This is a genomic window from Pseudomonas gebzensis, assembly GCF_034427815.1.
In the GTDB taxonomy this organism is placed as follows: Bacteria; Pseudomonadota; Gammaproteobacteria; order Pseudomonadales; family Pseudomonadaceae; genus Aquipseudomonas.
In genome coordinates, this window is sequence record NZ_JAXQNS010000002.1 from 21889 (window position 1) to 45864 (window position 23976).

Annotated in this window: 24 protein-coding genes; 13 read left to right on the forward strand and 11 right to left on the reverse strand. The window is 63.6% G+C overall.

Going from position 1 to position 23976, the window contains the following annotated elements; all coding sequences use genetic code 11:
• Positions 1-25 precede the first annotated feature (25 nt).
• The 3 genes from SJI00_RS04130 to SJI00_RS04140 all read right to left on the reverse strand — a co-directional run bounded on the left by SJI00_RS04130 (position 26) and on the right by SJI00_RS04140 (position 3901).
• The gene (locus SJI00_RS04130; protein WP_322460484.1) at positions 26-1858 is read right to left on the reverse strand and encodes an ABC transporter ATP-binding protein; all 1833 of its coding nucleotides are present in this window, start codon (positions 1856-1858) and stop codon (positions 26-28) included.
• Positions 1859-1921: 63 nt separating this feature from the next.
• Positions 1922-2479 (reverse strand): peptidylprolyl isomerase, encoded by a 558-nt coding sequence (locus SJI00_RS04135; RefSeq protein WP_322460485.1) that lies wholly within the window; start codon positions 2477-2479, stop codon positions 1922-1924.
• Positions 2480-2977: 498 nt separating this feature from the next.
• Positions 2978-3901, reverse strand: coding sequence for a LysR family transcriptional regulator (locus SJI00_RS04140; protein WP_322460486.1), 924 nt, complete (start codon positions 3899-3901; stop codon positions 2978-2980).
• Positions 3902-3947: 46 nt separating this feature from the next.
• On the opposite strand from SJI00_RS04140, the gene SJI00_RS04145 reads away from it, so the two are divergent.
• From SJI00_RS04145 to SJI00_RS04170, 6 genes are all read left to right on the forward strand, one after another.
• On the forward strand, positions 3948-4262 hold the full coding sequence (locus SJI00_RS04145) for a 3-phosphoglycerate kinase (protein WP_322460487.1): 315 nt from the start codon (positions 3948-3950) through the stop codon (positions 4260-4262).
• A gap of 105 nt (positions 4263-4367) precedes the next feature.
• Positions 4368-4967 carry an FMN-dependent NADH-azoreductase gene (locus SJI00_RS04150; RefSeq protein ID WP_322460488.1) on the forward strand — a complete coding sequence of 200 codons (600 nt, stop codon included), beginning with the start codon at positions 4368-4370 and terminating at the stop codon, positions 4965-4967.
• A 346-nt stretch (positions 4968-5313) separates the two neighbouring features.
• Positions 5314-6192, forward strand: coding sequence for a carboxylate/amino acid/amine transporter (locus SJI00_RS04155; RefSeq protein WP_322460489.1), 879 nt, complete (start codon positions 5314-5316; stop codon positions 6190-6192).
• Positions 6189-6527 (forward strand): hypothetical protein, encoded by a 339-nt coding sequence (locus tag SJI00_RS04160; RefSeq protein ID WP_322460490.1) that lies wholly within the window; start codon positions 6189-6191, stop codon positions 6525-6527. Before SJI00_RS04155 ends, SJI00_RS04160 begins: the two co-directional genes overlap by 4 nt.
• Before the next feature lie 16 nt (positions 6528-6543).
• The gene (locus SJI00_RS04165; RefSeq protein WP_322460491.1) at positions 6544-6696 is read left to right on the forward strand and encodes a hypothetical protein; all 153 of its coding nucleotides are present in this window, start codon (positions 6544-6546) and stop codon (positions 6694-6696) included.
• A gap of 58 nt (positions 6697-6754) precedes the next feature.
• Positions 6755-6856 carry a hypothetical protein gene (locus SJI00_RS04170; protein ID WP_322460976.1) on the forward strand — a complete coding sequence of 34 codons (102 nt, stop codon included), beginning with the start codon at positions 6755-6757 and terminating at the stop codon, positions 6854-6856.
• A gap of 431 nt (positions 6857-7287) precedes the next feature.
• Here SJI00_RS04170 and SJI00_RS04175 read toward each other — a convergent pair whose 3' ends face one another.
• Positions 7288-8328 (reverse strand): ABC transporter substrate-binding protein, encoded by a 1041-nt coding sequence (locus tag SJI00_RS04175; protein WP_322460492.1) that lies wholly within the window; start codon positions 8326-8328, stop codon positions 7288-7290.
• A 278-nt stretch (positions 8329-8606) separates the two neighbouring features.
• Between SJI00_RS04175 and SJI00_RS04180 the strand changes: the two genes are divergently transcribed.
• Entirely contained in the window at positions 8607-9524 is a 918-nt protein-coding gene (locus tag SJI00_RS04180; protein WP_322460493.1) for a LysR family transcriptional regulator, read from the forward strand.
• Positions 9525-9587: 63 nt separating this feature from the next.
• Here SJI00_RS04180 and argE read toward each other — a convergent pair whose 3' ends face one another.
• The 4 genes from argE to SJI00_RS04200 form a co-directional block, all read right to left on the reverse strand.
• Positions 9588-10745 (reverse strand): acetylornithine deacetylase, encoded by a 1158-nt coding sequence (argE, locus tag SJI00_RS04185; RefSeq protein WP_322460494.1) that lies wholly within the window; start codon positions 10743-10745, stop codon positions 9588-9590.
• Complete coding sequence (locus SJI00_RS04190; RefSeq protein ID WP_322460495.1) at positions 10738-11415, reverse strand: DUF1028 domain-containing protein; 678 nt, start codon at positions 11413-11415, stop codon at positions 10738-10740. The genes argE and SJI00_RS04190 overlap by 8 nt, the downstream gene beginning before the upstream one ends.
• Positions 11412-11840 carry a RidA family protein gene (locus SJI00_RS04195; RefSeq protein WP_322460496.1) on the reverse strand — a complete coding sequence of 143 codons (429 nt, stop codon included), beginning with the start codon at positions 11838-11840 and terminating at the stop codon, positions 11412-11414. The genes SJI00_RS04190 and SJI00_RS04195 overlap by 4 nt, the downstream gene beginning before the upstream one ends.
• Before the next feature lie 190 nt (positions 11841-12030).
• Positions 12031-13368 (reverse strand): flavin-containing monooxygenase, encoded by a 1338-nt coding sequence (locus tag SJI00_RS04200; protein ID WP_322460497.1) that lies wholly within the window; start codon positions 13366-13368, stop codon positions 12031-12033.
• Positions 13369-14216: 848 nt separating this feature from the next.
• Between SJI00_RS04200 and SJI00_RS04205 the strand changes: the two genes are divergently transcribed.
• From SJI00_RS04205 to SJI00_RS04230, 6 genes are all read left to right on the forward strand, one after another.
• Positions 14217-14969: a hypothetical protein gene (locus tag SJI00_RS04205; protein WP_322460498.1), complete on the forward strand. Its 753-nt coding sequence runs from the start codon at positions 14217-14219 to the stop codon at positions 14967-14969.
• Positions 14970-15198: 229 nt separating this feature from the next.
• Positions 15199-15669 (forward strand): AAA family ATPase, encoded by a 471-nt coding sequence (locus tag SJI00_RS04210; protein WP_322460499.1) that lies wholly within the window; start codon positions 15199-15201, stop codon positions 15667-15669.
• Between the two features lie 541 nt (positions 15670-16210).
• On the forward strand, positions 16211-16930 hold the full coding sequence (locus SJI00_RS04215) for a gluconate 2-dehydrogenase subunit 3 family protein (RefSeq protein WP_322460500.1): 720 nt from the start codon (positions 16211-16213) through the stop codon (positions 16928-16930).
• A 36-nt stretch (positions 16931-16966) separates the two neighbouring features.
• The gene (locus SJI00_RS04220) at positions 16967-18736 is read left to right on the forward strand and encodes a GMC family oxidoreductase (protein ID WP_322460501.1); all 1770 of its coding nucleotides are present in this window, start codon (positions 16967-16969) and stop codon (positions 18734-18736) included.
• An 11-nt stretch (positions 18737-18747) separates the two neighbouring features.
• Positions 18748-20079, forward strand: coding sequence for a cytochrome c (locus SJI00_RS04225; RefSeq protein WP_322460502.1), 1332 nt, complete (start codon positions 18748-18750; stop codon positions 20077-20079).
• A 180-nt stretch (positions 20080-20259) separates the two neighbouring features.
• Entirely contained in the window at positions 20260-20904 is a 645-nt protein-coding gene (locus tag SJI00_RS04230; protein ID WP_322460503.1) for a LysE family translocator, read from the forward strand.
• A gap of 33 nt (positions 20905-20937) precedes the next feature.
• Here SJI00_RS04230 and SJI00_RS04235 read toward each other — a convergent pair whose 3' ends face one another.
• The 3 genes from SJI00_RS04235 to SJI00_RS04245 are packed head-to-tail and all read right to left on the reverse strand — an operon-like array spanning position 20938 to position 23912.
• Positions 20938-21258 carry an AtuA-related protein gene (locus SJI00_RS04235; RefSeq protein WP_322460504.1) on the reverse strand — a complete coding sequence of 107 codons (321 nt, stop codon included), beginning with the start codon at positions 21256-21258 and terminating at the stop codon, positions 20938-20940.
• Entirely contained in the window at positions 21255-22619 is a 1365-nt protein-coding gene (locus SJI00_RS04240) for an acyclic terpene utilization AtuA family protein (RefSeq protein WP_322460505.1), read from the reverse strand. Before SJI00_RS04240 ends, SJI00_RS04235 begins: the two co-directional genes overlap by 4 nt.
• Positions 22620-23912 (reverse strand): CitMHS family transporter, encoded by a 1293-nt coding sequence (locus SJI00_RS04245; RefSeq protein ID WP_322460506.1) that lies wholly within the window; start codon positions 23910-23912, stop codon positions 22620-22622.
• Positions 23913-23976 lie beyond the last annotated feature (64 nt).

Genomic DNA, 23976 nt, shown 5'->3' on the forward strand with positions numbered 1-23976 from the left:
GGCCGGTCGGCCGTTCCCGCGAGGTTCAATCCACCCCTACAAAACCACCCGTCTGGTGCTGCCACAGCCGCGCGTACAAGCCTTTGTGCGCCAGCAGTTCGGCATGGCTACCCATCTCCACGATCCGGCCTTTTTCCAGTACCACCAGCCGGTCCATGCGCGCGATGGTCGAGAGACGGTGGGCGATGGCGATCACGGTCTTGCCCTGCATCAGCGTTTCCAGGCTCTCCTGAATAGCCGCTTCGACCTCGGAGTCGAGCGCCGAGGTGGCCTCGTCCATGATCAGGATCGGCGCGTTCTTGAGCAGCACCCGGGCAATGGCGATGCGCTGGCGCTGGCCGCCGGACAGTTTCACCCCGCGTTCGCCGACATGGGCGTCCAGGCCCATGCGGCCTTCGGCGTCGGACAACACTGGAATGAACTCATCGGCCCGCGCTTGGTGCACCGCTTCGAGCATCTCGGTCTCGCTGGCCTCGGGCCGGCCATACAGCAGGTTTTCGCGGATCGAACGGTGCAGCAGCGAAGTGTCCTGGGTGATCATGCCGATCTGCGCGCGCAGGCTGGCCTGATTGACCTCGGCGATGTTCTGGTCATCGATGAGAATCTGCCCACCGTGGATGTCGTACAAGCGCAGCAGCAGATTGACCAACGTCGACTTGCCAGCCCCCGATGGCCCGATCAGGCCGATCTTCTCGCCGGGACGAATGTTCAGCTCCAGCCCCTGAATCACGTTGCTGGCCTTGCCGTAATGGAAGTCTACCTGCTTGAAGTGCACCGCGCCGCGGCTGACCTGCAACGCGGGGGCATTGGGTTGATCGCTGACGGTGACCGGCTGAGCGATGGTCTGCAGGCCGTCCTGGACCATGCCGATGTTCTCGAAGATGCCGTTGACCACCCACATGATCCAGCCTGACATGTTGACGATGCGAATCACCAGGCCTGTGGCCAGGGCGATGGCGCCGACGCTGATCAGCGAGTGCGACCAGAGCCACAGCGCCAGACCCGTGGTCGTGACGACCAAAAGCCCGTTGAGGCTGGTGATGGCCACGTCCATGCTGGTCACTACCCGCGAGGCGAGCTGGGTCTTCTCGGTCTGTTCGCGGATCGCTTCGCGGGCGTACTGCTGCTCGTGGTCGGTGTGGGCGAACAGTTTGAGCGTGGTGATGTTGGTGTAGCCGTCGACGATGCGCCCCATCAGCTTGGAGCGGGCCTCCGACGAGACCACCGAGCGCGCCTTGACCCGCGGCACGAAGTAGCACAGCGCGGCAATGTAACCGACGACCCACACCAGCAGTGGCAGCATCAGCCGCCAGTCGGCCTCGGCGAACAGTACCAGCGAGGTGATCGCATAGATCAGCACATGCCACAGCGCATCCACCGCCTGCACCGCCGAGTCGCGCAGCGAGTTACCGGTCTGCATGATGCGTTGGGCGATGCGCCCGGCGAAGTCGTTCTGGAAGAAATTCAGGCTCTGGCGCAGCACATAGGTGTGGTTCTGCCAGCGGATCAGGCTGGTCATGCCGGGGTTGATGGTCTGGTGCACCAGCAGGTCATGCAGGCCGAAGAAGATCGGCCGCGCCACCAGCACCACGACCAGCATCCAGATCAGCTCGCCGCTGTGCTCGCTGAAGAAGTTGACGTTGGGCGTGCCTTGGGTCAGGTCGATGATGCGACTGAGGAAGCTGAACATGGCCACTTCGATCAGCGAGGCGATCAGGCCGATCACCAGCAGGGCGAGAAAGCTCGGCCAGACCTGGCGCATGTAATAGAGGTAGAACGGCAGCACCTTGCTCGGCGGGGCCTCGGTGGGGGCCTCGCGGAAGATGTCGATCAGTTGCTCGAAACGGCGGTACAGCATGGGTCACAGCACTCCTGGTCATTGCGGCCGCAAGGCGGGTGCACGTCCGTGTGCAACCAGCGGTCAGTCGATGCGTTTGGCCGACTTGATGAACACCGGATCGGATGGAACGTCGCCCATGCCTTTCTTGGTGGTGGTCGGCGAGCGGACGATCTGGTCGACCACCTCCATGCCCTTGGTCACTTTGCCGAACACCGCGTAGCCGGCGTCACGGCCCGGGTTGAGGAACTCGTTGTCGGCCACGTTGATGAAGAACTGGCTGGTGGCCGAGTTCGGGTTGGACGTGCGCGCCATGGACAGGGTGCCGCGAGCGTTCTTCAGGCCATTGCTAGCCTCGTTGCGGATGGGGTCTTTGGTGTCTTTCTGCTGCATCTGCTCGGTGAACCCGCCGCCCTGAACCATGAAGCCCGGGATCACGCGGTGGAAAATGGTGTTGTTGTAGAAACCGCTGTCCACATAGCCGAGGAAGTTCTTGGTGCTGATCGGCGCCTTTTCGGCGTTGAGCTCGATTTCCACCGGGCCAAAGCTGGTGTCGAGCAGCACGTGCGGAGTCTTGTCGGAGGCCATGACGCTGGTGGCCAGGGCCAGGGAGCAGGTGGCGAGCAGTAGTTTTTTCAGCATGGGCGCGAAGTCCTTGTGAGATAAATGTCGCTGTCAGGCAGCCCAGCGCAAGAGGGTCGATCTGGCGGCATAGCCTGCCGGGATTCGACACGAACTGCCAGCCCGGCAGACGCAAATGATCCTCTCTCGGGGTGATGCGACCTGTGCTTTCTACAGGCTATTGCGCGGTGGGCTGCGGCGTTTCCGACACCGTGCATGCAGGTCCGCGAGCGATCAGCGGCCGATTTCCCTGGTGCCGCTGGCCTTTGTGGCGGTCAGCCAGTGTCAGCGTGGTTGATCGCGGTCATACGTCTCGGACAGTGGAGGTTGCCGCCATGTTCCGCCCGGGCCACTCATGGGGGCGCCTGCTGCAGGATGCTCATGAGCGGGGGCGAAGTGGCCTTTAAGTGCGGCGGGCTGGGCTGCACAGGGTCGCCCAGGCGCCGGGCAAGCGGCGGGCTCTGGATTCTGCCCCCGGCAGGCGCCCTTCGAGCCGGCGCTTGATAAAGACGCCGCCTTTCACGCCTGCGCCGGCGCTGCAAAGGGCACATCCAGCGCCGCGGTGTCGAAATTGCGCAGCAGCTCGATGAGAATCTGCGTGGCCGGCCCCAGGCTCTTTTCCTTGCTCGAATACAGGTAGAACAGGGGGTGGCGGCTGCCGCCCTGGTCCAGCGGCAGGGGCTTGAGCACGCCATCGCGCAACTCGCGCTCGATCATGTGCCGCGGCAGCCAGGCAAAGCCCAGGCCACTGCTGACGAAGGTGGTGGCGGTGCCCAGGCTGCCAACGGTCCAGCGCTGCTCGGCGCCCAGCCAGCCCACATCGCGCGGCTGCGCCCGGCCCGAATCGCGAATCACCACCTGCAATTGGCTTTCCAGGTCCTGGAAGGTCAGCTCGCGACCGCTGCGGTGCAGGCTGTGTTCGGGGTGGGCCACGGCCACGAACTCCACCGCGCTCAGCTCGCTGCCCAGGTAACCACCGATGCTGTAGCTGCTGATGGCAAGGTCCGCGATGCCTTCGTGCAGCACCTCTTCCACCCCCGACAGCACCTCTTCACGCAGGCGTACCCGGCAGCCGCGGCTCTGCGGCATGAAGGCACTGAGCGCGCGCACCAGGCGCGCGCTGGGGTAGGCGGCATCGACCACCACGCGCACCTCGGCTTCCCAGCCTTGCTCCATGTGGTGGGCCAGGTCTTCGAGCTGGCTGGCCTGCTTGACCAGGTGGCGCGAGCGCCGCAGCAGCACGTCCCCAGCTTCGGTGAGCACGGCCTTGCGGCCATCGATGCGCAGCAGCGGCACGCCGAGCTGTTCCTGCATGCGGGCGACGGTATAGCTCACCGACGATTGCGAGCGGTGCAGGGCGTCGGCGGCCTGGGCGAAGCCACCATGATCGACCACCGCCTGCAGGGTTCGCCACTGATCCAGGGTGACACGGGGCGCTTTCATCTTGCTCTCCTGATGGCCTAAGCTGCGCGCTTCAAGGAGCGCGCCCATGAATAGATACTGCCTGTCACTGCTGCTGTGCCTGCCGCTGGCGGCCGCAGCCTATCCGATCGATGTGGAAAAACGACTCGACGGGGTGAAGGTCGATTTCACTGCTTTCGACACCGCCCCTGACATGGCTGCGGTCACCCTGAACAACTACGGGCAAACCGCAGCCGCCTGCAAGGTAACCCTGCGCAATGGCCCGGAAGCGCCGAGGGTACGGCGGGTCAGCGTCGATGCCGGACAGCAGGCAAACGTGACCGCACGCTTCAACCGGGAAGTGCTGCGGCTGCGCGTCACCATGGCGTGTGCCGACAAATAAACAGGATATTCGATAGTTAGTACCCACTTTTTACGCTGTTTTATCGATCGGTCAATCGATAATCTCACCTCCATCGCATCACCTTATTTGCCGATGGAGGCCCGCATGGTCCACGTACTGATCATTGAAAGCAGCGCCCGCCAACAGGATTCGACCTCTCGCCAGCTGACCCGCGAGTTCGTCAACCAGTGGCAAAACGCGCATCCCGATGACGTGATCACCCTGCGTGACGTCGCCGCCAAGCCCGTGCCACACCTGGACGTCGACCTGCTCGGCGGCTGGACGAAGCCTGAGGCCGAGCGTTCCGGCGCCGAAATCGAAGCGCTGACCCGCTCCAACATCCTCACCGATGAGCTGCTCGCCGCCGACGTACTGGTGCTCGCAGCGCCGATGTACAACTTCACCATCCCCAGCACGTTGAAGGCCTGGCTCGACCACGTGCTGCGTGCCGGCATCACCTTCAAGTACACCCCGACCGGCCCGCAAGGCCTGCTGACCGGCAAGCGCGCCATCGTGCTGACTGCCCGTGGCGGCATCCACGCCGGCGGCGCCAGCGATCACCAGGAACCCTACCTGCGCCAGGTGATGGCGTTCATCGGCATCCACGACGTCGAGTTCATTCATGCCGAAGGCCTGAACATGAGTGGCGACTTCTACGAGAAAGGCATGAACCAGGCCAAGGCGCGTCTTGCCGCTGTGGCCTGATACCGCGAATTCCCGACCTGACACCCTTTTGCTCCTTTGGGTGTAGTGACCCGGCCAACCTGGCCGGGTTTTTTTTAGGTCGGCAGAAGGGCCCGAGGCTGTTGCCCGGGAGGGCCAGGTCGGTCGTTTCGGGCCAGCTGCAATTGCGCTTTGCCTGGCGATACGCGTGGTCCAGACCTAGGACGGCTGGGCGGTTCATCGCGACTAAAGTCGCCTACAGTCACCGCGTTCCCCTGGAACGAGCGTGTTCGCGAAAAACGCCCAGGCACCGCGTTCTTTTCCTGCGACAGTTGAACCCCCGCCCCCCAGCCGCTAAGGTCGCCGCCTTGCATTCCGAGAGGCCACCATGGGCTACCTGATTATCGTCGCGCTGATCCAGGCGTTTTCCTTCAACCTGATCGGCGAATACCTGGCCGGGCAGGTCGACAGTTATTTCGCCGTGCTGGCCCGCGTCGTGCTGGCGGCCCTGGTGTTCCTGCCGCTGACCCGCTGGCGCCAGGTCGAGCCGCGCTTCATGCGCTCGCTGCTGCTGATCGGCGCGTTGCAGTACGGCATCACCTATGTGTGCCTCTATTTGAGTTTCCGCGTGCTGAGCGTGCCGGAAGTGCTGCTGTTCACCATCCTCACCCCGCTGCACGTGACCCTCATCGAAGATGCCCTGAACCGACGCTTCAACCCATGGGCGCTGCTGGCCGCAGCCGTGGCGGTCGCGGGCGCGGCGGTGATCCGTTTCGACAGCATCAGCGGCGACTTCTTCATCGGTTTCCTGCTCCTGCAACTGGCCAACTTCACCTACGCCGCCGGCCAGGTGCTGTACCGCCACCTCATCGCCCGCCACCCCAGCGACTTGCCGCACTATCGGCGCTTTGGCTATTTCTACATCGGCGCGCTGCTGGTGGCCTTGCCGGGCTTTCTGTTGTTTGGCAACGCCGCACACCTGCCCAGCACCGCGGTGCAGTGGCAGGTGCTGGCCTTCCTCGGCCTGGTGCCGACTGCACTGGGGCTGTACTGGTGGAACAAGGGCGCATGCCTGGTGCCCGGCGCAACGCTCGCAGTGATGAACAACCTGCACGTGCCGGTGGGGTTGGTGCTGAACCTGCTGATCTGGAACCAGGGCGCGCCGCTCGGGCGGTTGCTGGTGGGCGGCGGGGTGATTCTGGGATCGGTGTGGTTGAGTCGGTTGGGGCAAGGGGCGGCGGTCGCTCGTTCTGGGGGCGTGCGGTGACCACCGAGCTGCTGGCGACCTCTGCTGATGGCCGTTATCAGGTGCGGGTCAGCCCTTGGGAGGCGGGCCCATCACACTGGGTTCATTCGCCCGAGGTGATCGACACCGCCACGGGCGCCTGTGTGCTGCAGTTCACCGACCCCTGCTGGTCGGTCGATCAGGCCACTTGGCCGCTACCCAACTGCCTGAGCCTGCTGCTGCGCAAATACCCCGGGCAACTGACTGGAAGTGGTGTGAGCGTCAGCGTAGATTGCTCCCAGCGCGTGGCCTACTACGGGGACGGCATCGCGGTCGAACTGCACGCGCTCGAAGCCGCACTCGAGGCCATGATCTAAAACAGGAGTGTAGGCGATGACCCAAGATTCCCCTGGCGAGTACACGCAGGTACCCCAAGGTATGTCGCCTTTTCCCGCGGCAGAAAACGTATTCGCGCCCGACCAACTGGAGCTTGCCGAGCATCTGCATCCGCTGTTCAGTGTCCGGTTTGATGTACCGTGCTGCTGACGGCGACTAGATGTTGCGCTATGGCTCTGCGAGAGACGTTTGTCCGATCAGCTTGACCATGCCAGTGCGGCGAGATGAGTACCGGCGCAGAGCGCCGCCCCCCCTTTTCCAAATGATTTTTCCAGAAGGTTACCTGCTGAGCAGCCAACGTATCGGCTAGCCATCGTGGTCAAGATCGATCCAATGCTCCTGCTCGCGTTGGCAGGCGGGAACCCACCCCTCGGGCGGGTTGGAATCCGTTCTGCGCAGGCTCAACAGCTACTGAGTGCGCACATCCCTGGTAGCAAAGGCGAGCAGCTCAAAGACATCCTGACGTGGGACGGTACCAAAGCCCTGTTTCTGGAATGGGCGAACCGATACATGCTGCGCTCCGGTATCGGTCGGCTTTGCCGAGTGGACGAGCCCCGTGGACGCATCCGGGAAATGCTGCCGGCCGTAGAGGGGACCTTGAGGTATCAAGAGGAACTCGCAGCGCGGGCACCTCAGGGGGGACGGGCTATCCAGGCCAGTACCGCGCCCTTCGAGGCCGACTCCGGCTGACCCGCCCGTGGGGCCAGCCGTCGGCGTTCGACTCAACAGTGGGTTGCCACCCTACCGCGCCGCCCAGGCATTGAAGCGCTCTTCCAGTTCTTCCCCATGGTCAACCCAGAACTCGGCATCGACCAACTGCGCCTGCGCCAGGTTCTCCGGTGCGGTGGGCAGTTGCCGCTGCACGTCGGCCGGCAGTTGCGCCAGAGCGTCCTGGCGGATCGGCCCGTAAGGGATCTGGGTGGAGAAGGTTTTCTGCGTGTCAGTCTGGCTGGCAAAGCGGATGAAGTTCTCGGCCAGGGCCTTGTTCTTGCTGCCGCGCACGATGGCCCAGTGGTCCGGGTCATACAGGCTGCCGGCCCAGACGATGCTAAGGTCCGAGCCTTCCTTCTGCGCCGTGGCGATACGCCCGTTGTAGGCCGCCGACATCACCACGTCGCCCGCCACCAACCACTGTGCGGGTTGCGCGCCGGCTTCCCACCATTGGATGTTGGGCTTGATCTGGTCGAGCTTCTTGAACGCGCGGGTCACCCCCTCAGGGGTGGCCAGCACCTTGTACAGGTCTTCACGCGAAACCCCGTCGGCCAGCAGCGCCGCTTCCAACGTGTACTTGGCGCCCTTACGCATACCGCGCTTGCCGGGGAAGCGCTGGGTGTCCCAGAAGTCGGCCCACGAGGCCGGGCCTTGCTTGAGTTTCTGCGGATTGTAAGCCAGCACCATCGACCACACGTAGCTGGCCACGCCGCACTCGCTGACCGTGCCGGGCAGGAAGGTCGAGGCCTGACCAATGATGTTCGCATCGAGCTTCTCGAACAGCCCCGATTCGCAGCCGCGCACCAACTCTGGGCTCTCGACTTCGACCACATCCCAGGACACATGGCCGACGTCGACCATGGCCTTGATCTTCGACAGTTCGCCGTTGTACTCCCCGGCAACAATCTTGCCCGCGCCGCTCTTTTCAAACGGCTGGAAGTAGGCCGCTTGCTGGGCAGCCTTGGTGGCGCCACCAAAGGAGATAACGGTCAGGCTAGGGGTTTGGGCAAAGGCGGGCAGGCTGACGGCGGTGAGCAGCGCAAGGCCGAGCGACGCGTGACGAGTACGCATGGAGACTCCCTCATTACTTGTGATTGTGATGGTGTAGAGGCAGTAAGGGGTGCAACTGGCGGCGGGTCGCAGAGGGCGCCCGGCGCTGTTCTTGTAGGTTGGTGAGTCGATGGTGCGCCAGTCCCGGCCGCAGGAAAACGATTAAAAATGTTCTTCGGCCTTATGAAAAAGCTCGCCAAGGCATTGCCCGGCCAGGTGCCGGTTGCGCTACTGTGCAGGTCGGATTTCCCTGCGCGCGCGGCCACTGTGCCCGGCCCGCCGCCGCCTACGAGGTGCCCGTGGCTGCCTATTCCCTGCGCCAACTGAAGTATTTCGTGACCACGGTCGAAGCCGGCAGCGTGGCCGAAGCCTCGCGCCAGCTGTACATCGCCCAGCCGTCGATCTCCACGGCGATCAAGAACCTGGAAGGCAGCTTCAATGTGCAGCTGTTCATCCGCCATCACGCCCAGGGCGTGTCGCTGACCCCCAGCGGCAAACGGTTCTATCACAAGGCCCGCGAGCTGCTGCGCCTTGCCCATGAGTTCGAGCAGAACGCCCTGGCCGACAACGAAGTGATGAGCGGGCAGATCGACATCGGCTGCTTCGAGACCGTCGCGCCGCTGTACCTGCCGCAACTGATTGCAGGTTTCAAACAGCTCTACCCCGGCGTCGACATCCGTCTGCGCGACGGCGACCAGCAGGAACTGGTGCAGGGCCTCACCGCCGGCAGCTTCGATGTGGTCTTCCTCTATGAACACGAGCTGGACAACACCATCGAGACCGAGCCGCTGATGCCGGCGCAGAAGCCCTACGTGCTGCTGCCGGCCAACCACCGCTATGCCGGCCAGCGCGAAGTGTCGCTACGCGACCTGGTGCGCGAGCCGATGATCCTCCTTGACGTGCTGCCCAGCCGCACCTACTTCGTCAGCCTGTTCCACGAGCTGGGGCTGACGCCGAACATCGTCTTTGGCTCGCCATCGATCGAAATGGTGCGCGGCATGGTCGGGCAAGGCTTCGGATTCTCGTTACTGGTGACGCGACCGTTTTCCAGCCACACCTATGATGGCCAAAGCCTGGTGACGCTGGAGATCGCCGAGCCGGTCACGCCGTCCGGGCTGGTCAGCGCGCGCTTGCGCAAGGGGCAGTTGACCAAGCCGGCGCAGGCATTTGTGGATTACTGCCGCGAGCGGTTGACGGCGTTGAGTCAAGGCGGCTAGAGGACGTGGCGCCGTGCTGTCGGGCAGTCATGGGGCGCCTTGCGAGCCTTGTGACCTGCTCGATCAGTCCTGGAGGTACTCGGCCAGCCGCCCCAGCATCGCGTCGCAGCCCTCAAGTTGCACCAGAGTGATGAACTCATCCGGCTTGTGCCCCTGATCCATGCTCCCCGGTCCGCACACCACCGTGGGAATCCCGGCCTCATCGAACAGCCCGCCCTCGGTGCCGAAGGCCACCGTAGAGAATGCGTCCGACCCGCACAGCTGCGCCAGCAGCAAAGCCGCCTCGCTGTCAGCCGCCGTCGCCAGTCCAGGGTAAGCACTGAGCGGCCGCAGACGGATATCGGTATCGACACTCACCGCCTGCATGCGCGGCAATAAATCGCCATCAGCATAGGCTCGCAGATCATCCACCACCTGCTGCGCGTCGAAGCCGGGCAGGGTGCGCACCTCGAAATCGAAGGTGCACTCGGCCGGCACGATGTTCAACGCACGGCCGCCCTGGATGAGGCCTGTCTGCACAGTGGAGTAGGGCGGGTCGAAGCGCGCATCGTGATGCTCGGGCGCCGCCAGCGCTTCGCCAATCGTGCCCAACCGACCAATCAGCTTCGCGGCGTATTCGATGGCATTGACACCCGACGGCGCATAGGCCGAATGGCAGGCCAGCCCATGCACCTCGCAGCGCATCGCCAGCTTGCCCTTGTGGCCCAGCACCGGTTGCAGTTCGGTAGGTTCGCCGATCAGGCACAGCCGCGGTGTGTGCGGGCGCTGGTTGAGCGCCTCGAGCATTGGCCGCACCCCAAGGCAACCGACCTCTTCATCGTAGGAAAACGCCAGGTGCACCGGACTGCGCAGCGGCTTGGCCAGCAGGCGCGGCACGGCGGCCAGCACGCAGGCGATGAAGCCCTTCATGTCCGCTGTCCCGCGCCCGTACAAACGCCCATTGGCCTCGCTCATCTCGAACGGCGGCACTGTCCAGGCCTGGCCGTCCACCGGCACCACATCGGTGTGCCCCGACAGGACGATGCCGCCGGCGATGTCCGGGCCGAGGGTGGCGAACAGGTTGGCCTTGTTGCCTGCTTCGTTGAACAGCCGTTCGGCCTGTATGCCGTACCCCGCGAGGTACTCGGCGATGAACTCGATCAATGCCAGGTTCGAGTCGCGGCTCACCGTGGCGAAGCCGATCAGCTGCGCCAGCACGTCGCGGCTGCAAGGTTCATTCATCACCCGGCACTCCGTAGGTCGGGGCGGCGGTGGGGTCGAGGGCGCGGGTGAGGTAGTCCTGCATCTGCGGCTGGTAAGCCTGCCACAGGCCGTCGAGCTGGCCGATGGGGTCGTGCTCGGCCCAGTCCACCCGCAGGTCGATGATCGGCCAGACCAGGTCGCCCGCCACCTTGAGCGCCGCCGAGTGCACCGGGCCCGCTTCGCCACCGGCCGCCATCGCCGCGTGCATGGCCGCCAGCAACCGGTCGGCCAATGCACCGGGCGCCTGCTCGAAGGCATCGACCATGGCCTGGATCACCTCGGGCGCGGCCAGCAGGTTGCCTGCCGCAGCGCATTGCTCGCCCGGTACGGCGTTGAAGAGACCCAGCGCCTGCTGCCCGCTGAACAGCGCCACCCGGCCTTGGTCGTCGATCACCGTCACCTGTCGGTACTGGCTCCAGCCGTTGGTGTTCAAGGCGTGGTCCAGCGCCTGTTGCGGGCTGAGCGACTGGTGTTCGAGCAGGTCGAGGATTTCCGGGCCGAGCGCGGGCAAGGTCACGTTCTGCGTCGACACCGCGCCGACCCCCGCGCGCACCCAAGGGCAGCGTGCACCGACGGCGATGCTCGACGAGCTGATGGCGATGCCCAGTTGGCCGGTTTCAGCGCAGCGGCCGATGATCGAGAAGGTCATGGGCGCGACTCCTTTGCTTCGGGAATCACCGCGATCACGTCGATTTCCATCAGCCACTGCGGCTGCCCGAGGGCCGAGACCACCAGCCCGGTGGAAATCGGAAACACCCCGCGCAGCCACTTGCCTACCACCTGGTACACCGGCTCGCGGTAGCGCGGATCGATCAGGTAGGTGGTGGTCTTGACGATATGCGACAGGTCGCTGCCGGCTTCTTCCAGCAGTTGCTTGACGTTCTTCATGGCCTGCTCGGCCTGCGCCGCAGCATCGCCCAGGCCCACCAGGTTGCCGTCGAAGTCGGTGCCGACCTGGCCGCGCACGTACACGGTATTGCCGGCACGCACGGCCTGGCACAGGTCATTGTCCAGCGACTGGTTGGGGTAGGTGGTCTTGGTGTTGAACATGCGGATGCGGGTATGGGTTGGCATGAAAGCGTTCCTGGTGAAGTGAATTCGCTGGGTTGACTGAGCCTTGGCTGGGTAGGTCTGTCTGCGCGCTGACGGGCTGTCGATGGCCGTTGCGAGCAGGCGCGCGGGCCGGTGCTCTTGAGGTCGCGAGGCATGTGGGTTGGGCCGCCTTGCGGCCCATTGCGGCTGACCGGAGCGCCGGACCGGCCGCCTACCGTGAATTTCGCTCGAACGCCTGGGCGGGCGGAGGAGATTGGGGGGCGGCATGCGTCTGGAACTCGGCCTGACGCTGCCCGGCATCGCGGTAGGCGCTGTAGCTGCGCTGCGTGGCGATGTGCCCGGCGACATGCTTGGCGTCGTGCCACACCCCCCAGATGAAGCTCGACCCGCGCCGCGACAGCCACGGCAGGCCGAGGAAATACACACCCGGCTCGCTGGACACGCCGCGTTGATGCTTGGGCTTGCCGTTGTCCTGGAACGCATCGACCTGCAACCAGCTGTAGTCGACCGAATAGCCCGTGGCCCAGATCACGCTGGTGATACCGGCCTCACGCAGATTCAAGCTGAGAATCGGCTCGCTGACACAGGCTGGGTCCGGGTAGCGGTGGCGCGCTTGGGGCTCTTCGGGCAGGTCCAGGCCGTGGCGTTCGATGTAGGCGTCGGCAGCGTCCAGCACAGCCAGGTAGTTGGCATCGCCGGCAGCCAGGTTGGCGGCCAGGTCCGGCTGGAAGGTCACCACGCCGTTGTCGAATGACTTCGTCAGCCCGACCAGGGTCATGCCTTCATGGGCCAGCGCCCGGAAGTCGACGGTATTGCCGCCGCGCGCACCGCTCACCGCGATGGTCACGTGCTCGCGGCCCTGGCGCGGGGTCTCGGCATCCCACTCGCCGAGCACGCCCAGCCACCAGCAGAAGTCCCGGTTGCGGTAGCGCCGTGGCGGGCGGTCGTGGGCGCCCACCGAGAGGTACACCTGCTTGCCGGCGCGTTGCAGTTCATCGGCGATCTGCGTGCCGGAGGAGCCGGCACCGACCACCAGCACTGCGCCGTCTGGCAATTGCTGCGGGTTGAAGTAGTCGGCTGAGTGAATCTGATACAGCCCGGCCTCCTGCGGTGCGATGGGCGGAATCACCGGAGTCTGGAAGGGGCCGGTGGCCACCACCACGCGCTGCGCCTCGATCACGCCTTCACTGGTTTCCACCCGAAAGCCGGGCTTACCGACATTGCGTGTAACGCGTTTCACCTCCACGCCAGTGCGCACCGGCACGTTGAATTTCTCCACATAGGCCTCGAAGTAGTCGGCCACGCGGTCTTTGCCGGCGAACGCATCGGGGTCGAGCTCATCGAAGTCCAGCCCCGGAAAACGGTCATGCCACACCGGCCCGTTGGCCACCAGCGAATCCCAGCGCCCACTGCGCCACGCCTCGGCGATGCGCTTGCGCTCCAGCACCAGGTGCGGCACGCCGAGGCTGCTCAAATGTTCACTGGCCGCGATCCCGGCCTGGCCGGCGCCGATCACCAGGGTGTCGAGGGTTGTTGTCTGTGCGGGCATGGGGGTGTCCTTCGAACGGGTCAGGGAACGGGCGAGTCAGCGCCCGGCCAGGTGCAGCCCGCTGCGGCGGTGGGCGGCGGGGGATGGGGTCATAGTCCCGGGAATATGGGGGGAGCGAAATGAGGATTTTTGTGGGGGTTGGTGAGGAAAAAGATGGGGTGAGCGCTGTGCCTGACAATTGAGCAGAATCCAGTCCTGTGGAGCGAGGTGGACGCCCGGTTCTTGTTCGCGAAAGAACGCCCAGGCAGTGCGTTCGATCAGAATATTTGCGTTAGCGTTAACAACATTCGCGGGCATGCTCGCTGTCATACAACTATGCATAGCTGTTGATTTAGAAGGGGGTACAGGAGCGAGCGGTCCCGCGCTCCGGTCAGTCGTAAAGGGCGGCGAAGCGGTCCTCAGCCAAGCGACGGGGCTGGCGAGCACTTACACTGTTCTGAGTTATTTTTAAAATCTCAATACGCCCTACAAGTTCGCTTCAAGACTGGGAGTTTGTGAGATATATGACCCTTGGGGGAGAGTTGGACGTTATATGCAAGAGTGTCTTAGTCCATTTCGTGCGGACTAAAGGTAATGCTGTGTAGGAAGATTTCTAGGATTTTTCCTAGGACTGGAGATGTTTCAAATAGTGAATTCTCAGCATGCCACTTGATAGTAATTTTTTTATTGACGACACCGGTTGTTGCAAGGACTATTAGCGATCTTCTATGCCTGGCGAGTGTGTTGCTATGTGGGTTTGATTCTCTCTACGCGCTGAGGCGCTACCAACAACGCCTACTCCATCCCTGTATTTATTCTCGGCTCACGTTGATTGCGCGTTGTACAGGGAACAGTAAAGAGAGAATGAGATGCCGACCACTCCTTTCGAGTTCAGCAGTGTGACACGCATTCATGGTGTCATCTGCGTGCTCATCAAAGAACAGACCCGCGAACCCATGGCAGTGCTATGGACCATCATTTACCCCTGCGTGCTGTACGTCATGCTGCAACGCACCAAAACCGATTCCGCCCTAGCCGCAACCGACTACCTTGCCACCTCGGCCTGGTTCTACACTTACCTAGCCGCCACCAATGCGTTCTTTGGCCTGAGCCTGTACCTGATCGGGCGGCGGGAAAGCGGATTCGTCAGATCATTCATATATCGGCCCGAGGCGATAAAGATTTTCCTGATCGCGCATGTCATGACGCATATCGGAGTGGCTTTGGTATACGCCAGTATTTTCTATGGTGTTACACGTTCAATGCTGGGTATGCTCAGCGTCGCTGAGTATGTGCAGGTCATCATCGGCTACTTGCTCAGTTACTGGGTATTCGCCAGTGTCGGATTACTGATCGCCTTATTGCCGATCAAGTATTCCAGCGCCAATACGTTATTCTCCATCATTTCATTTTTCATGCTCACCTCAACTTTCGTCGGCGCTCTGTATGGGGACTCTGGTTTGGTAGGCCTTATGTCCTACAGCCCTTTAGCGCTGTGCGCAGTATTCTTTGATGGAGTTACAAATGTGTGGACTGCGCTGGGCATCGCCGCACTATTCATCGGGTCAGTGTTAATAGTCGGTCGTTTTTTTCGAGTCCATCCGGTCTGGGGGCGTTACTGATGAACATCGTGCACATCCAGGGCCTGAACTTTTCATACAGGAAACGGGTGATATTCCATCAGGCCGGTCTTGAGATTCCTGCAGGTTCGATCACTGGCATTATCGGCGCAAGACTACCTTCTTCGACATCCTGTGCGGCCTTCGCGCTACGGTCAGTGAGGTCTTCGACAATCGAGCCCGTTCCGTCAGCTACCTCTCGCAAATCATCACCCTGCCAGCGTCGATGCGCATGCACGAGGCCTATCGCTTTGTGGCCTGCCTGAACGCCGACCGTGTACGGAGCCGGGATGAGATTTCGGCGATGCTGGAGCAAATTTCCCCACGGCTAGCGATCCGCTATATGGACATCTGGGCCAAACCCGCAGGTGTATGCAGCTATGGCGAAATCAGAAGTTTCCTCGCGTTGTCACTGCTGACCTCCGGGAGTGACCTGTTCATTCTCGATGAGCCCACCGCAGGCGTAGACCCTGAGTTTCAGTACTACCTTTGGCAGGCCGTGCGGCATGCCTGCGCCTTGGGCGCAACTGTGGTGTTTTCCTCTCATCAGATCACTGAAGTCGCCGAGCACTGCGATGGCTTCTACCTGCTGCACAACAGGACCTTTCAGCGGTTCGAGCAAGCTAATGACTTCATGGCGGTTCATCAGGCGAATTCACTGAGCGAGGCGTTCATGAATGCGCTGAACGCGGTGGAACACTGAGCCCGTGCTCGTACCGTTGAGACGACTGCTACGCCGAGTGATTGAGATAGGGATTTGCAGAAAGCGCCTTTGGGCAGCGTGCCGCTACCTTCAACAGGCCAGAAGTCGGCATCAGCTGGCCGATAGCGTAAATTGCGTAATTTCTTGAAACGATTTCTTCTCGCCGCTGCTCTGATCCTGAAGGTGGAACGAAGCGGCCATACGCTTGGAGCCGTAGTGCTTGAGCGTGTCAATGCAAGCACTGGTCAAGCAGCCAGAAATCTCCTGCGACAAATAGTCTGTTGACCTATATAGAGTATTTGGGGTTATGAGAAATTAATTAGGCTGCTATCATTTCGCCTCCGTGAGCCTAGCCGCCCCCCATGACACTGGCCAAGACCCGTGCATGGCCGAGGTCGTTTCTTCCTGATCAATCCAGAAAAACCTACCAAAGCCGCCACAGACGTCTCGAAGGACGCAGGCCAGGATCAGGCAGCAAGCGCCTCCCCCGACAGGGCAGGGTGGCTATTGGGTTCGTTGTGATTAGCCATAGGTGCCATGCATGCTCTCAGCCACACAAACATCACGGAGGAAGTTCCTGCTGTCCTCCCTGATCGCCCTGCCTGCCATGGGCATTGCGGTCAAAGGCCTGTCGGCCGCCGCCGCCGCCGAGCTCGCCGCGCCGAGCCTGGAAGGCTACAAGCCGACCTTCTTCACCCCCGCCGAATGGACGCTGATCCTCGCCGCCTGCGACCGGCTGATTCCCGCCGATGGCCGCGGCCCCGGCGCGCTGGAAACCAACGTGCCGATCTTCATCGACCAGCAATTGGCCAGTGACCTGGGTAACGAGGTGTACCTGCAGGGCCCGTTCGATGTGAACGCGCCGCCCACCTTGGGTTATCAACTGCCGTACACCGTGCAGCAGATCTACCAGAAGGGCATTGCCGGCTTCGACGCCTGGTGCCAGAAGACCTACGGCGAGCACTTCGCGTTGCTCGAGCTGGGTAAGCGCGACGAGGCCCTGAAAAAGCTGCAGGGCGGTGAAGTCGACTTCACCGCCACAGGCGAAACCATGCTCAAAGGCACGCTGTTCTTCAGCGAACTGCTCAACCACACGCGCCAGGGCTGGCTCGCCGACCCCATCTACGGCGGCAACAAGGGCATGAAGGCGTGGATCGCCATCGGCTTTCCCGGTGCCCGCGCCAGCTACCTGGAATGGGTCGCGCAGCACAACGTCCCGTATCCCCTCGGGCCCGTCAGCCTGACCGGCCAGCGCGGTTGAACCCTTCGCCCAGCGATCCAGCATTCAAGGTTTCTCATGTCAAACATCACCAATGATGAAGTCGATGTCGTCGTAGTCGGTCTCGGTTGGACCGGTTCGCTGATGAGCATCGAACTGGCCCAGGCGGGCTTGAAAGTGCGTGCGCTCGAGCGCGGTGAAGACCGCAGCAACGCCGATTTTGCCTACCCAAAGCCTGCTGACCAGTACGCCTATGGCCTGCGCAACAAGGTCATGGCCACGCCCAAGGACGCGGCCCTGACCGTGCGCCACAGCCTCACCGGCACTGCGCTGCCGACCCGCCAGTGGGGCGCGTTCGTGCCCGGCACCGGCGTGGGCGGCTCGGGCCTGCACTGGACCGGCGTGCTGATCCGCCCCACGCCCACCGACCTCAAGCTCAAGACCTACGCGCAAGAGGCTTATGGCCCCGGCGTGCTGCCGAGCAACATGCAGATCGAAGACTTCCCGTTCACCTGGGACGAGATCGAGCCGTACCTCGACAAGTTCGACAAGATCTGCGGTTTGTCGGCCAAGACCGGCAACCTGCGCGGGCAGATCATCCACGGCGGCGACCCCTTTGAAGGCCCGCGCTCCAACCCCTGCCCGCTGCCCGCACTGGAAGACACGCTGAACAACACGCTGTTCGCCAATGCGGCGCGCAAGCTGGGCTACCACCCGTTTCCCAACCCCTCAGCGAACGTGTCGCGGGCCTGGAAGAACCCCTACGGCAACCAGATCGCGCCGTGCAACTACTGCGGCTATTGCAGCAAGTACCCGTGCCTGAACTTCTCCAAAGCCTCGCCGCAAACGGCGGTGATGGACGCGCTCAAGCGCCTGGACAACTTCGACTACCGGGTCAACGCCAACGTGTTGAAAGTCGAACTGCACCCCGATGGCAAGACCGCCAAGGGTGTGACCTACGCCGATGCCGACGGCAACACCGTGTTCCAGCCAGCCAAGATCGTCATCCTGGCCGGCTTCCAGTTCGTCAACGTGCGCCTGATGCTCCTCTCGGGCATCGGCAAGCCGTACGACCCGGTGTCGCAGACGGGCACGGTAGGGCGTAACTACGCCTACCTCAGCGTCGGCGGCACCACGCTGTTCTTCAAGGATCAGCAGTTCAATCCGTTCGCCACGGCCGGCGCCACCGGGCAGATGTTCAACGACATCTCGCCGGGCAACTTCGACGGCCCGGGCCTTGGCATCATCGGCGGCGCGAAGATCCACAGCTCGCAGGCCACCGGCACGCCGATCGGCACCGCATTGCCCGCCGGTACGCCGGAATGGGGCCAAGGCTGGAAGGAGGGCATGCAGGACTGGTACGGCCATTCGATGAAGGTCAGTATCTCCACCGGCTGCATGTCGTACCGCGAGCACTACGTCGACCTCGACCCCACCTACAAAGACCCGTGGGGCCAGCCGCTGCTGCGCATCACCTTTGACTGGAAACCCAACGAACTGCGCCTGCAACAGCACCTGCGCGGCATCGTGCAGGGCATCACCAAAGAGCTTGCCCCCGACAGCTACAGCGAAAGCTACTTAGGGATGGATTCGCACTGGGACATCACCAAGTATGTCTCCACCCACAACGTGGGCGGCGCGATCATGGGCGAGTCGCCCGAGACCAGTGCGCTGAACCGCTACCTGCAGAGCTGGGACGTGCATAACGTCTTCGTGCCCGGCGGCAATGCCTTCCCACAGAACTTCCAGGCCAACCCCACCGCGCTGATCGGCGCGATCACACTGTTCGCGGCCCAGGCCATCAAGGAGCAGTACCTGAAAAACCCCGGCCCGTTGGTGCAGGCGTGAGGAACGCGACGATGAAAAACAAATCCCGTTCCGTGCTGCTCACCTTGCTGGTGATCGCCCTGGTCGTCGCCTTGCTCGCCTGGGGCGTGAGTTTCCTGCTCAACCGTTCCGGCGACCCCACCGCCAAGCTCGAACAACCCATCACTCCGCCACTGGTGGAGAAAGGCGCTTACCTGGCCCGCGTGGGCGACTGCGTGGCCTGCCACACGGCGCCCGGTGGCAAGCCGTTCGCCGGTGGCCTGGGCATCGGCTCGCCGATCGGCACCATCTACTCGACCAACATCACCCCGGATGCCAAGCGCGGGATCGGCAACTGGAGCTATGGCGACTTCGAGCGGGCCATGCGCCGCGGCATCAACCACAACGGCGATGCGCTGTACCCGGCCATGCCGTACCCCTCGTACGCGAAGATCTCCAACGAGGACCTGCAAGCGCTCTACGCCTACTTCATGAAAGGCGTGGCGCCCGTGGAGCAGCCGAACAAGGCCAACGACATTCCCTGGCCGCTGTCGATCCGCTGGCCGCTGGCGTACTGGCGCACGTTGTTCTCGCCATTGCCCGACGACCAGGCCAAACCCCTGGTTGCCGTCGAAGGCGCCACCGCGCAGGAACAGCGCGGCGCCTACCTGGTGCAGGGCCTGGGCCACTGTGGTTCGTGCCACACGCCACGCGCGCTGACCTTGCAGGAAACCGGGCTGGACGAATCGGCCAAGGGTTACCTGACCGGCGCTGAGCTCAATGGCTGGGCCGTGCCCTCGCTGCGCGGCATGCCGCACTGGACGCAGCAGCAGATCGTCGACTACCTCGGCACCGGGCGTAACAGCACGGCTTCGGTAGCCGGCGAGATGAAGGATGTGGTCGCCAACAGCACCTCGCACATGAGCGACGCCGACCTGACCGCCATGGCGGTCTACCTCAAGTCGCTCGAAGGCAAGGAGCGCCAGCTGACCCAAGCCAAGCCCGACCGCGACCAGGCCACCACGGCCAAGCTGACCGCGGCCAAGGACCTGACCTTGGGCGAGCGCCTGTACGTCGACAACTGCAACGCCTGCCACTTCGTCAACGGCGAAGGCGCGCCCCATGTGTTCCCGCGTCTGAACGGCGCTTCGGTAGTGAATGCCGACCACCCCGGCGCGTTGATCAACGTGATTCTGGCCGGTGCGCAAACGCCGTCGACCGAGCGTGCGCCGTCGGTGCTGCCGATGCCGGGCTTCGCCGAGCGGCTCAGCGATTCGGAAGTGGCGGAGCTCGCCACCTTCCTGCGCGGTGGCTGGTCGAATGAGGCCGGCGCGGTGACGGCCGATCAGGTCAAGTCGGTTCGGCAGACGCTGCACCGGCATTGAGGGCTGAGCCGCAACGGCGCCCTCGCTGAACGATCACCCGCTCGGGAAGACCTGGAGCGGGTGATTTTTTGTCAGCGGCAACGGGCAGAAGATCGACGCGAAGCCCTGGGCTGCAATGGGCGCACTGAGTGATAAGCTGCCTGGCCCGTCTGCAACCTTGGTTACGCCTCAGGATCGATCATGCTCGATATCCACAATCTCCCGCTGTTCATGCTGTCCGTACTGCTGTTGTCCATCACGCCCGGCCCCGACATGGCCTATGTCATCGGGCAAAGCGTGGCCAATGGGCGACGCGCCGGCGTGATTTCGGCCGCCGGCGTGGCGCTGGGCAGTTGCACCCATGCCTTGGCCAGCGTGGTAGGGCTCACGGCGCTGATCGCCGCGTCGCCGTTGATGTTCTCGATCGTCAAGTACGTCGGTGTGCTGTACCTGACCTACCTGGGGGCGAAACTGATTCTCGGCACGTTCGGCAAGGCGCAGGGCGACGTCGATCGCGCTGCGGGCATCAAAAGAGGCGCCCGCCTGGGCGACTTGCTGAGCAAAGGCTTCATCACCACCCTGATGAACCCGAAAGTGCTGCTGTTCTTCATCTCCTTCTTCCCCCAGTTCGTGGTGCCGGGGGGCGAACACCACACCGCCTCGTTCCTGGTGCTGGGGCTGGCCTACGCGCTGGTGGCCTTTGCCACCGACGTCACCTTCGCACTGCTGGCAGGCAGTGCGGCGGGTGGGTTGTCGAGCAATCGGAGGTTGCAGCGCTGGCTGGATCGCGTGGTGGGGGGTGTGTTCGTGGGGTTGGGGATGAGGCTGGCGTTCGTGCGCAATTGAGGCCTCGACGCTTGAGCGGTAGTGCGTCCAGATCTAGATCGCCAGATCGAGCAGTGCCGCCCCCAACGCCTTGCCATGCGCATCCAGTGCCAGCGAGCGCGTCACCCCGCCGCGCAGGATGCCCGGCAGGACAAAATTGAGCGCCTCCAGCTGCGGCAACTCATAGCGCCGAACGGGCGGCCCTGCCGGGTCCAGCAGTTCGGCAAAGTGCGCCGTGACGCGCTCTACCGTCAGCCATTGGGCAAGGCGCGGGTAATCCTGCCGGTCGAAAGCGATCACCGAGATGTTCGACGTGTCGCCCTTGTCGCCAGTGCGGCTGTGGGCCAGTTCGCGCAGTTTGATTGCCGTGTTCATGCCATGTCCTCCAGGTGCACTTGCAGCGTGACGGCGTCTCGGGGCAGCAACAGCGACGCCACCGCCACAACCTGACGCACCGACTTGCTCGCGCCGCCACCGCCGTAGGGGCCGTTGGTGTAAAGGGTTTCCACCTCGTTGCCGATGCGCACCGCATCGCTTTTGCTGGCGCAGCGCGCTGCGACCCGCAGGCGTACCTCCCAGGGTTCGCCTGCGGCGCGCTGGCCCAGATCGTTCCCGTGCAGGGCGCTGACGCCGATCAGTTCGGTGCGGATGTCGTCGCAGGCCACGCCCGTCAGTTGCAGACGCGTGCGCACGATCTCTTCGGCCAGGCGTGCGCGGGCGACCGCGCCCGGGCCGCCATAGGACATCTGCCCTTCGCCGATCCAACCGTCGAGAAAGCCAACCGACACTTTCAACGCCTCAGGGCGTGCGTGGCCGTCCGCGCCCTGTAGCCGGACGTGGTCCGGGGCGGTGGCCTGGAACGTCACCTGGGTGAAGTCGGCGCTCACGTCGGGTGTGAGGTAGGCGGCTGGGTCATGCACCTCGTACAGCAACTGCTCGGTGCAGGTAGCGGTGTCGATGCGCCCGCCGGAGCCGGCCACCTTGCTGATCACGGCATTGCCCATGGCATCGATTTCGGCCAGCGGGAAGCCGAGGCGGGCGAGGTCGGGCACGTCCTTGACGCCAGGGTCGGCGAAGTAGCCGCCGCTGATCTGCCCGGCGCATTCGAGCAGATGACCGACCAGCGTGCCTTTACCCAGCAGCGTCCAATCCTCTTCGCGCCAGCCGAACTCGAACAGCTGCGGCGCCAGGAACAGCGACGGATCGGCAACGCGCCCGGTCACGATGACATCGGCGTCGGCCCGCAGCGCCTGCACGATGCCGTCGGCGCCGAGGTAGGCGTTGGCCGAGACCAAACGCTCGCCCAGCGCCCCCAGCGCGAGGCCGTTGTCCAGGCGCTGCTGCGGCTGTTGCAGCAGGGTGGCGAGCACATCGTCGCCGGTCAGCGCGGCCACCTTGAGATGCGCCATGCCCAGCTCGGCGGCGATGCGGCGGATTTCGCGGGCGGCGCCCAGCGGGTTGGCGGCGCCCATGTTGGTGATGATGCGCAGACGCCGACGATTACCCCCGGCGCCTTGACCTACACAGGGCAGCACCCGGCGCATGCGCTCGCCCAGCAACGGATCGTAGCCGGCCTCCGGGTCGAGCAGCCGTGCCTGCTGGGCCAGGGCAATGGTGCGCTCGGCCAGGCATTCGAAGACCAGGTAATCCAGCTCGCCATGGTGCGCAAGTTCGACGGCCGGCTCGATGCGGTCGCCCGAATAGCCGGCGCCGGAGCCGATTCGTATGGTTTTCATTCAGAAAACTCCAATGGCCAGGGCGGTCAGGGTCATCAGGACCGAGGCCGCGAACAGGAAGGGAATGGTGAAGCGCTGGTGGTCGGCCAGCTCGATCTTGCACAGGCCGACCAGAAGGAAGGTGGCGGGGGTCAGCGGGCTGACCGGGAAGCCGGTGGTGTGTACGCCCAACAGCGACGCCTGCGCCACCTGCATGGGGTCCACGCCCAGGGCTTTGCCCACTTCGGCGACCACCGGCATGATGCCGAAATAGAACGAATCCGGATCGAACAGCAGGCTCAAGGGCATGGAGATGAAGCCCACCACCGCCGGGATCAGTTGCCCATGCCCGGCCGGAATCTGCCCCACGGCCACTTCGGCCATGGCCTTGAGCATGCCGGTGCCTTGCATGATGCCGGTGAATACACCGGCGGCCAGAAGGATGCTGGCCATGGTCAGCGCGGTCTTGGCGTGGGCGTCGATGCGTTGGCGTTGCGCCTCCACGTTGGGGTAGTTCAGGCACAGCGCGAGCACGGTGCCGAGCATGAACATCACCACCGGGTCTACGATGCCGGCGATCATCACGCCCATCACCAGCAGCGTCAGTAACAGGTTGAGCCAGAACAACCGGGGTTTTCGCAGCTCGCGCTCGGCCTCGGTCAGCACCCGTTGGTGCGGTTGCACATCGAGGTTGTTCGGGCCCAGGCCCAGGCGGCGCTCTTCACGGCGACCGAGACAGTAGGCGCAGGTGAAGACGAAGATCAGCCCGACGATCTGCACCGGAATCAGCGGCTGGAACAGCTCGGCCACCGGCACATGCAACGCGGCCGAGGAGCGCAGCACCGGGCCGGTCCAAGGCAGGAAGTTGACCCCGGCCGCCATCGCCGTGACGCAGGCCAGGATGCGCTTGTCCATGCCCAGCCGGGTGTACAACGGCAGCATCGCCGGGATGGTCACCAGAAAGGTCACCGCACCCGAGCCGTCCAGGTGCACCAGCAGTGCCAGCAGTGCTGTGCCCATCACGATCCGCGTGGGCCGCGTGCCGACGCGCTTGAGGATGCGGTCGATGATCGGGTCGAGCATGCCGGCGTCGGTCATGATCCCGAAGAACAGGATGGCGAACACGAACATGCCCACCACCGGGGCGACGTTCTTGATACCGGTGATGATGAAGCCGCTGGTCTGCAGGCCGAAACCGCCGAGCAACGCGGCAATGATGGGCAGGGCGATCAGCGCGACCAGGGGCGAGATGCGCTTGCTCATGATGCTGACGAGCATGCACAGGATGGTGACGACACCGAGGGTGGCGAGCATGAAGGTTTCCTCTTCGGCCTGTGCATTCGCGGGTTGCGAGCCAAGGCCCTGTTGTTGTTTTGCA

Coding starts and splice junctions, on each gene's coding strand:
- SJI00_RS04130 (WP_322460484.1), bottom strand. CDS start 1,858: ATGCTGTACCGCCGTTTCGAGCAACTGATCGACATCTTCCGCGAGGCC.
- SJI00_RS04135 (WP_322460485.1), bottom strand. CDS start 2,479: ATGCTGAAAAAACTACTGCTCGCCACCTGCTCCCTGGCCCTGGCCACC.
- SJI00_RS04140 (WP_322460486.1), bottom strand. CDS start 3,901: ATGAAAGCGCCCCGTGTCACCCTGGATCAGTGGCGAACCCTGCAGGCG.
- SJI00_RS04145 (WP_322460487.1), top strand. CDS start 3,948: ATGAATAGATACTGCCTGTCACTGCTGCTGTGCCTGCCGCTGGCGGCC.
- SJI00_RS04150 (WP_322460488.1), top strand. CDS start 4,368: ATGGTCCACGTACTGATCATTGAAAGCAGCGCCCGCCAACAGGATTCG.
- SJI00_RS04155 (WP_322460489.1), top strand. CDS start 5,314: ATGGGCTACCTGATTATCGTCGCGCTGATCCAGGCGTTTTCCTTCAAC.
- SJI00_RS04165 (WP_322460491.1), top strand. CDS start 6,544: ATGACCCAAGATTCCCCTGGCGAGTACACGCAGGTACCCCAAGGTATG.
- SJI00_RS04170 (WP_322460976.1), top strand. CDS start 6,755: ATGCCAGTGCGGCGAGATGAGTACCGGCGCAGAGCGCCGCCCCCCCTT.
- SJI00_RS04175 (WP_322460492.1), bottom strand. CDS start 8,328: ATGCGTACTCGTCACGCGTCGCTCGGCCTTGCGCTGCTCACCGCCGTC.
- argE (WP_322460494.1), bottom strand. CDS start 10,745: ATGAATGAACCTTGCAGCCGCGACGTGCTGGCGCAGCTGATCGGCTTC.
- SJI00_RS04190 (WP_322460495.1), bottom strand. CDS start 11,415: ATGACCTTCTCGATCATCGGCCGCTGCGCTGAAACCGGCCAACTGGGC.
- SJI00_RS04195 (WP_322460496.1), bottom strand. CDS start 11,840: ATGCCAACCCATACCCGCATCCGCATGTTCAACACCAAGACCACCTAC.
- SJI00_RS04200 (WP_322460497.1), bottom strand. CDS start 13,368: ATGCCCGCACAGACAACAACCCTCGACACCCTGGTGATCGGCGCCGGC.
- SJI00_RS04205 (WP_322460498.1), top strand. CDS start 14,217: ATGCCGACCACTCCTTTCGAGTTCAGCAGTGTGACACGCATTCATGGT.
- SJI00_RS04210 (WP_322460499.1), top strand. CDS start 15,199: ATGCACGAGGCCTATCGCTTTGTGGCCTGCCTGAACGCCGACCGTGTA.
- SJI00_RS04215 (WP_322460500.1), top strand. CDS start 16,211: ATGCTCTCAGCCACACAAACATCACGGAGGAAGTTCCTGCTGTCCTCC.
- SJI00_RS04220 (WP_322460501.1), top strand. CDS start 16,967: ATGTCAAACATCACCAATGATGAAGTCGATGTCGTCGTAGTCGGTCTC.
- SJI00_RS04225 (WP_322460502.1), top strand. CDS start 18,748: ATGAAAAACAAATCCCGTTCCGTGCTGCTCACCTTGCTGGTGATCGCC.
- SJI00_RS04230 (WP_322460503.1), top strand. CDS start 20,260: ATGCTCGATATCCACAATCTCCCGCTGTTCATGCTGTCCGTACTGCTG.
- SJI00_RS04235 (WP_322460504.1), bottom strand. CDS start 21,258: ATGAACACGGCAATCAAACTGCGCGAACTGGCCCACAGCCGCACTGGC.
- SJI00_RS04240 (WP_322460505.1), bottom strand. CDS start 22,619: ATGAAAACCATACGAATCGGCTCCGGCGCCGGCTATTCGGGCGACCGC.
- SJI00_RS04245 (WP_322460506.1), bottom strand. CDS start 23,912: ATGCTCGCCACCCTCGGTGTCGTCACCATCCTGTGCATGCTCGTCAGC.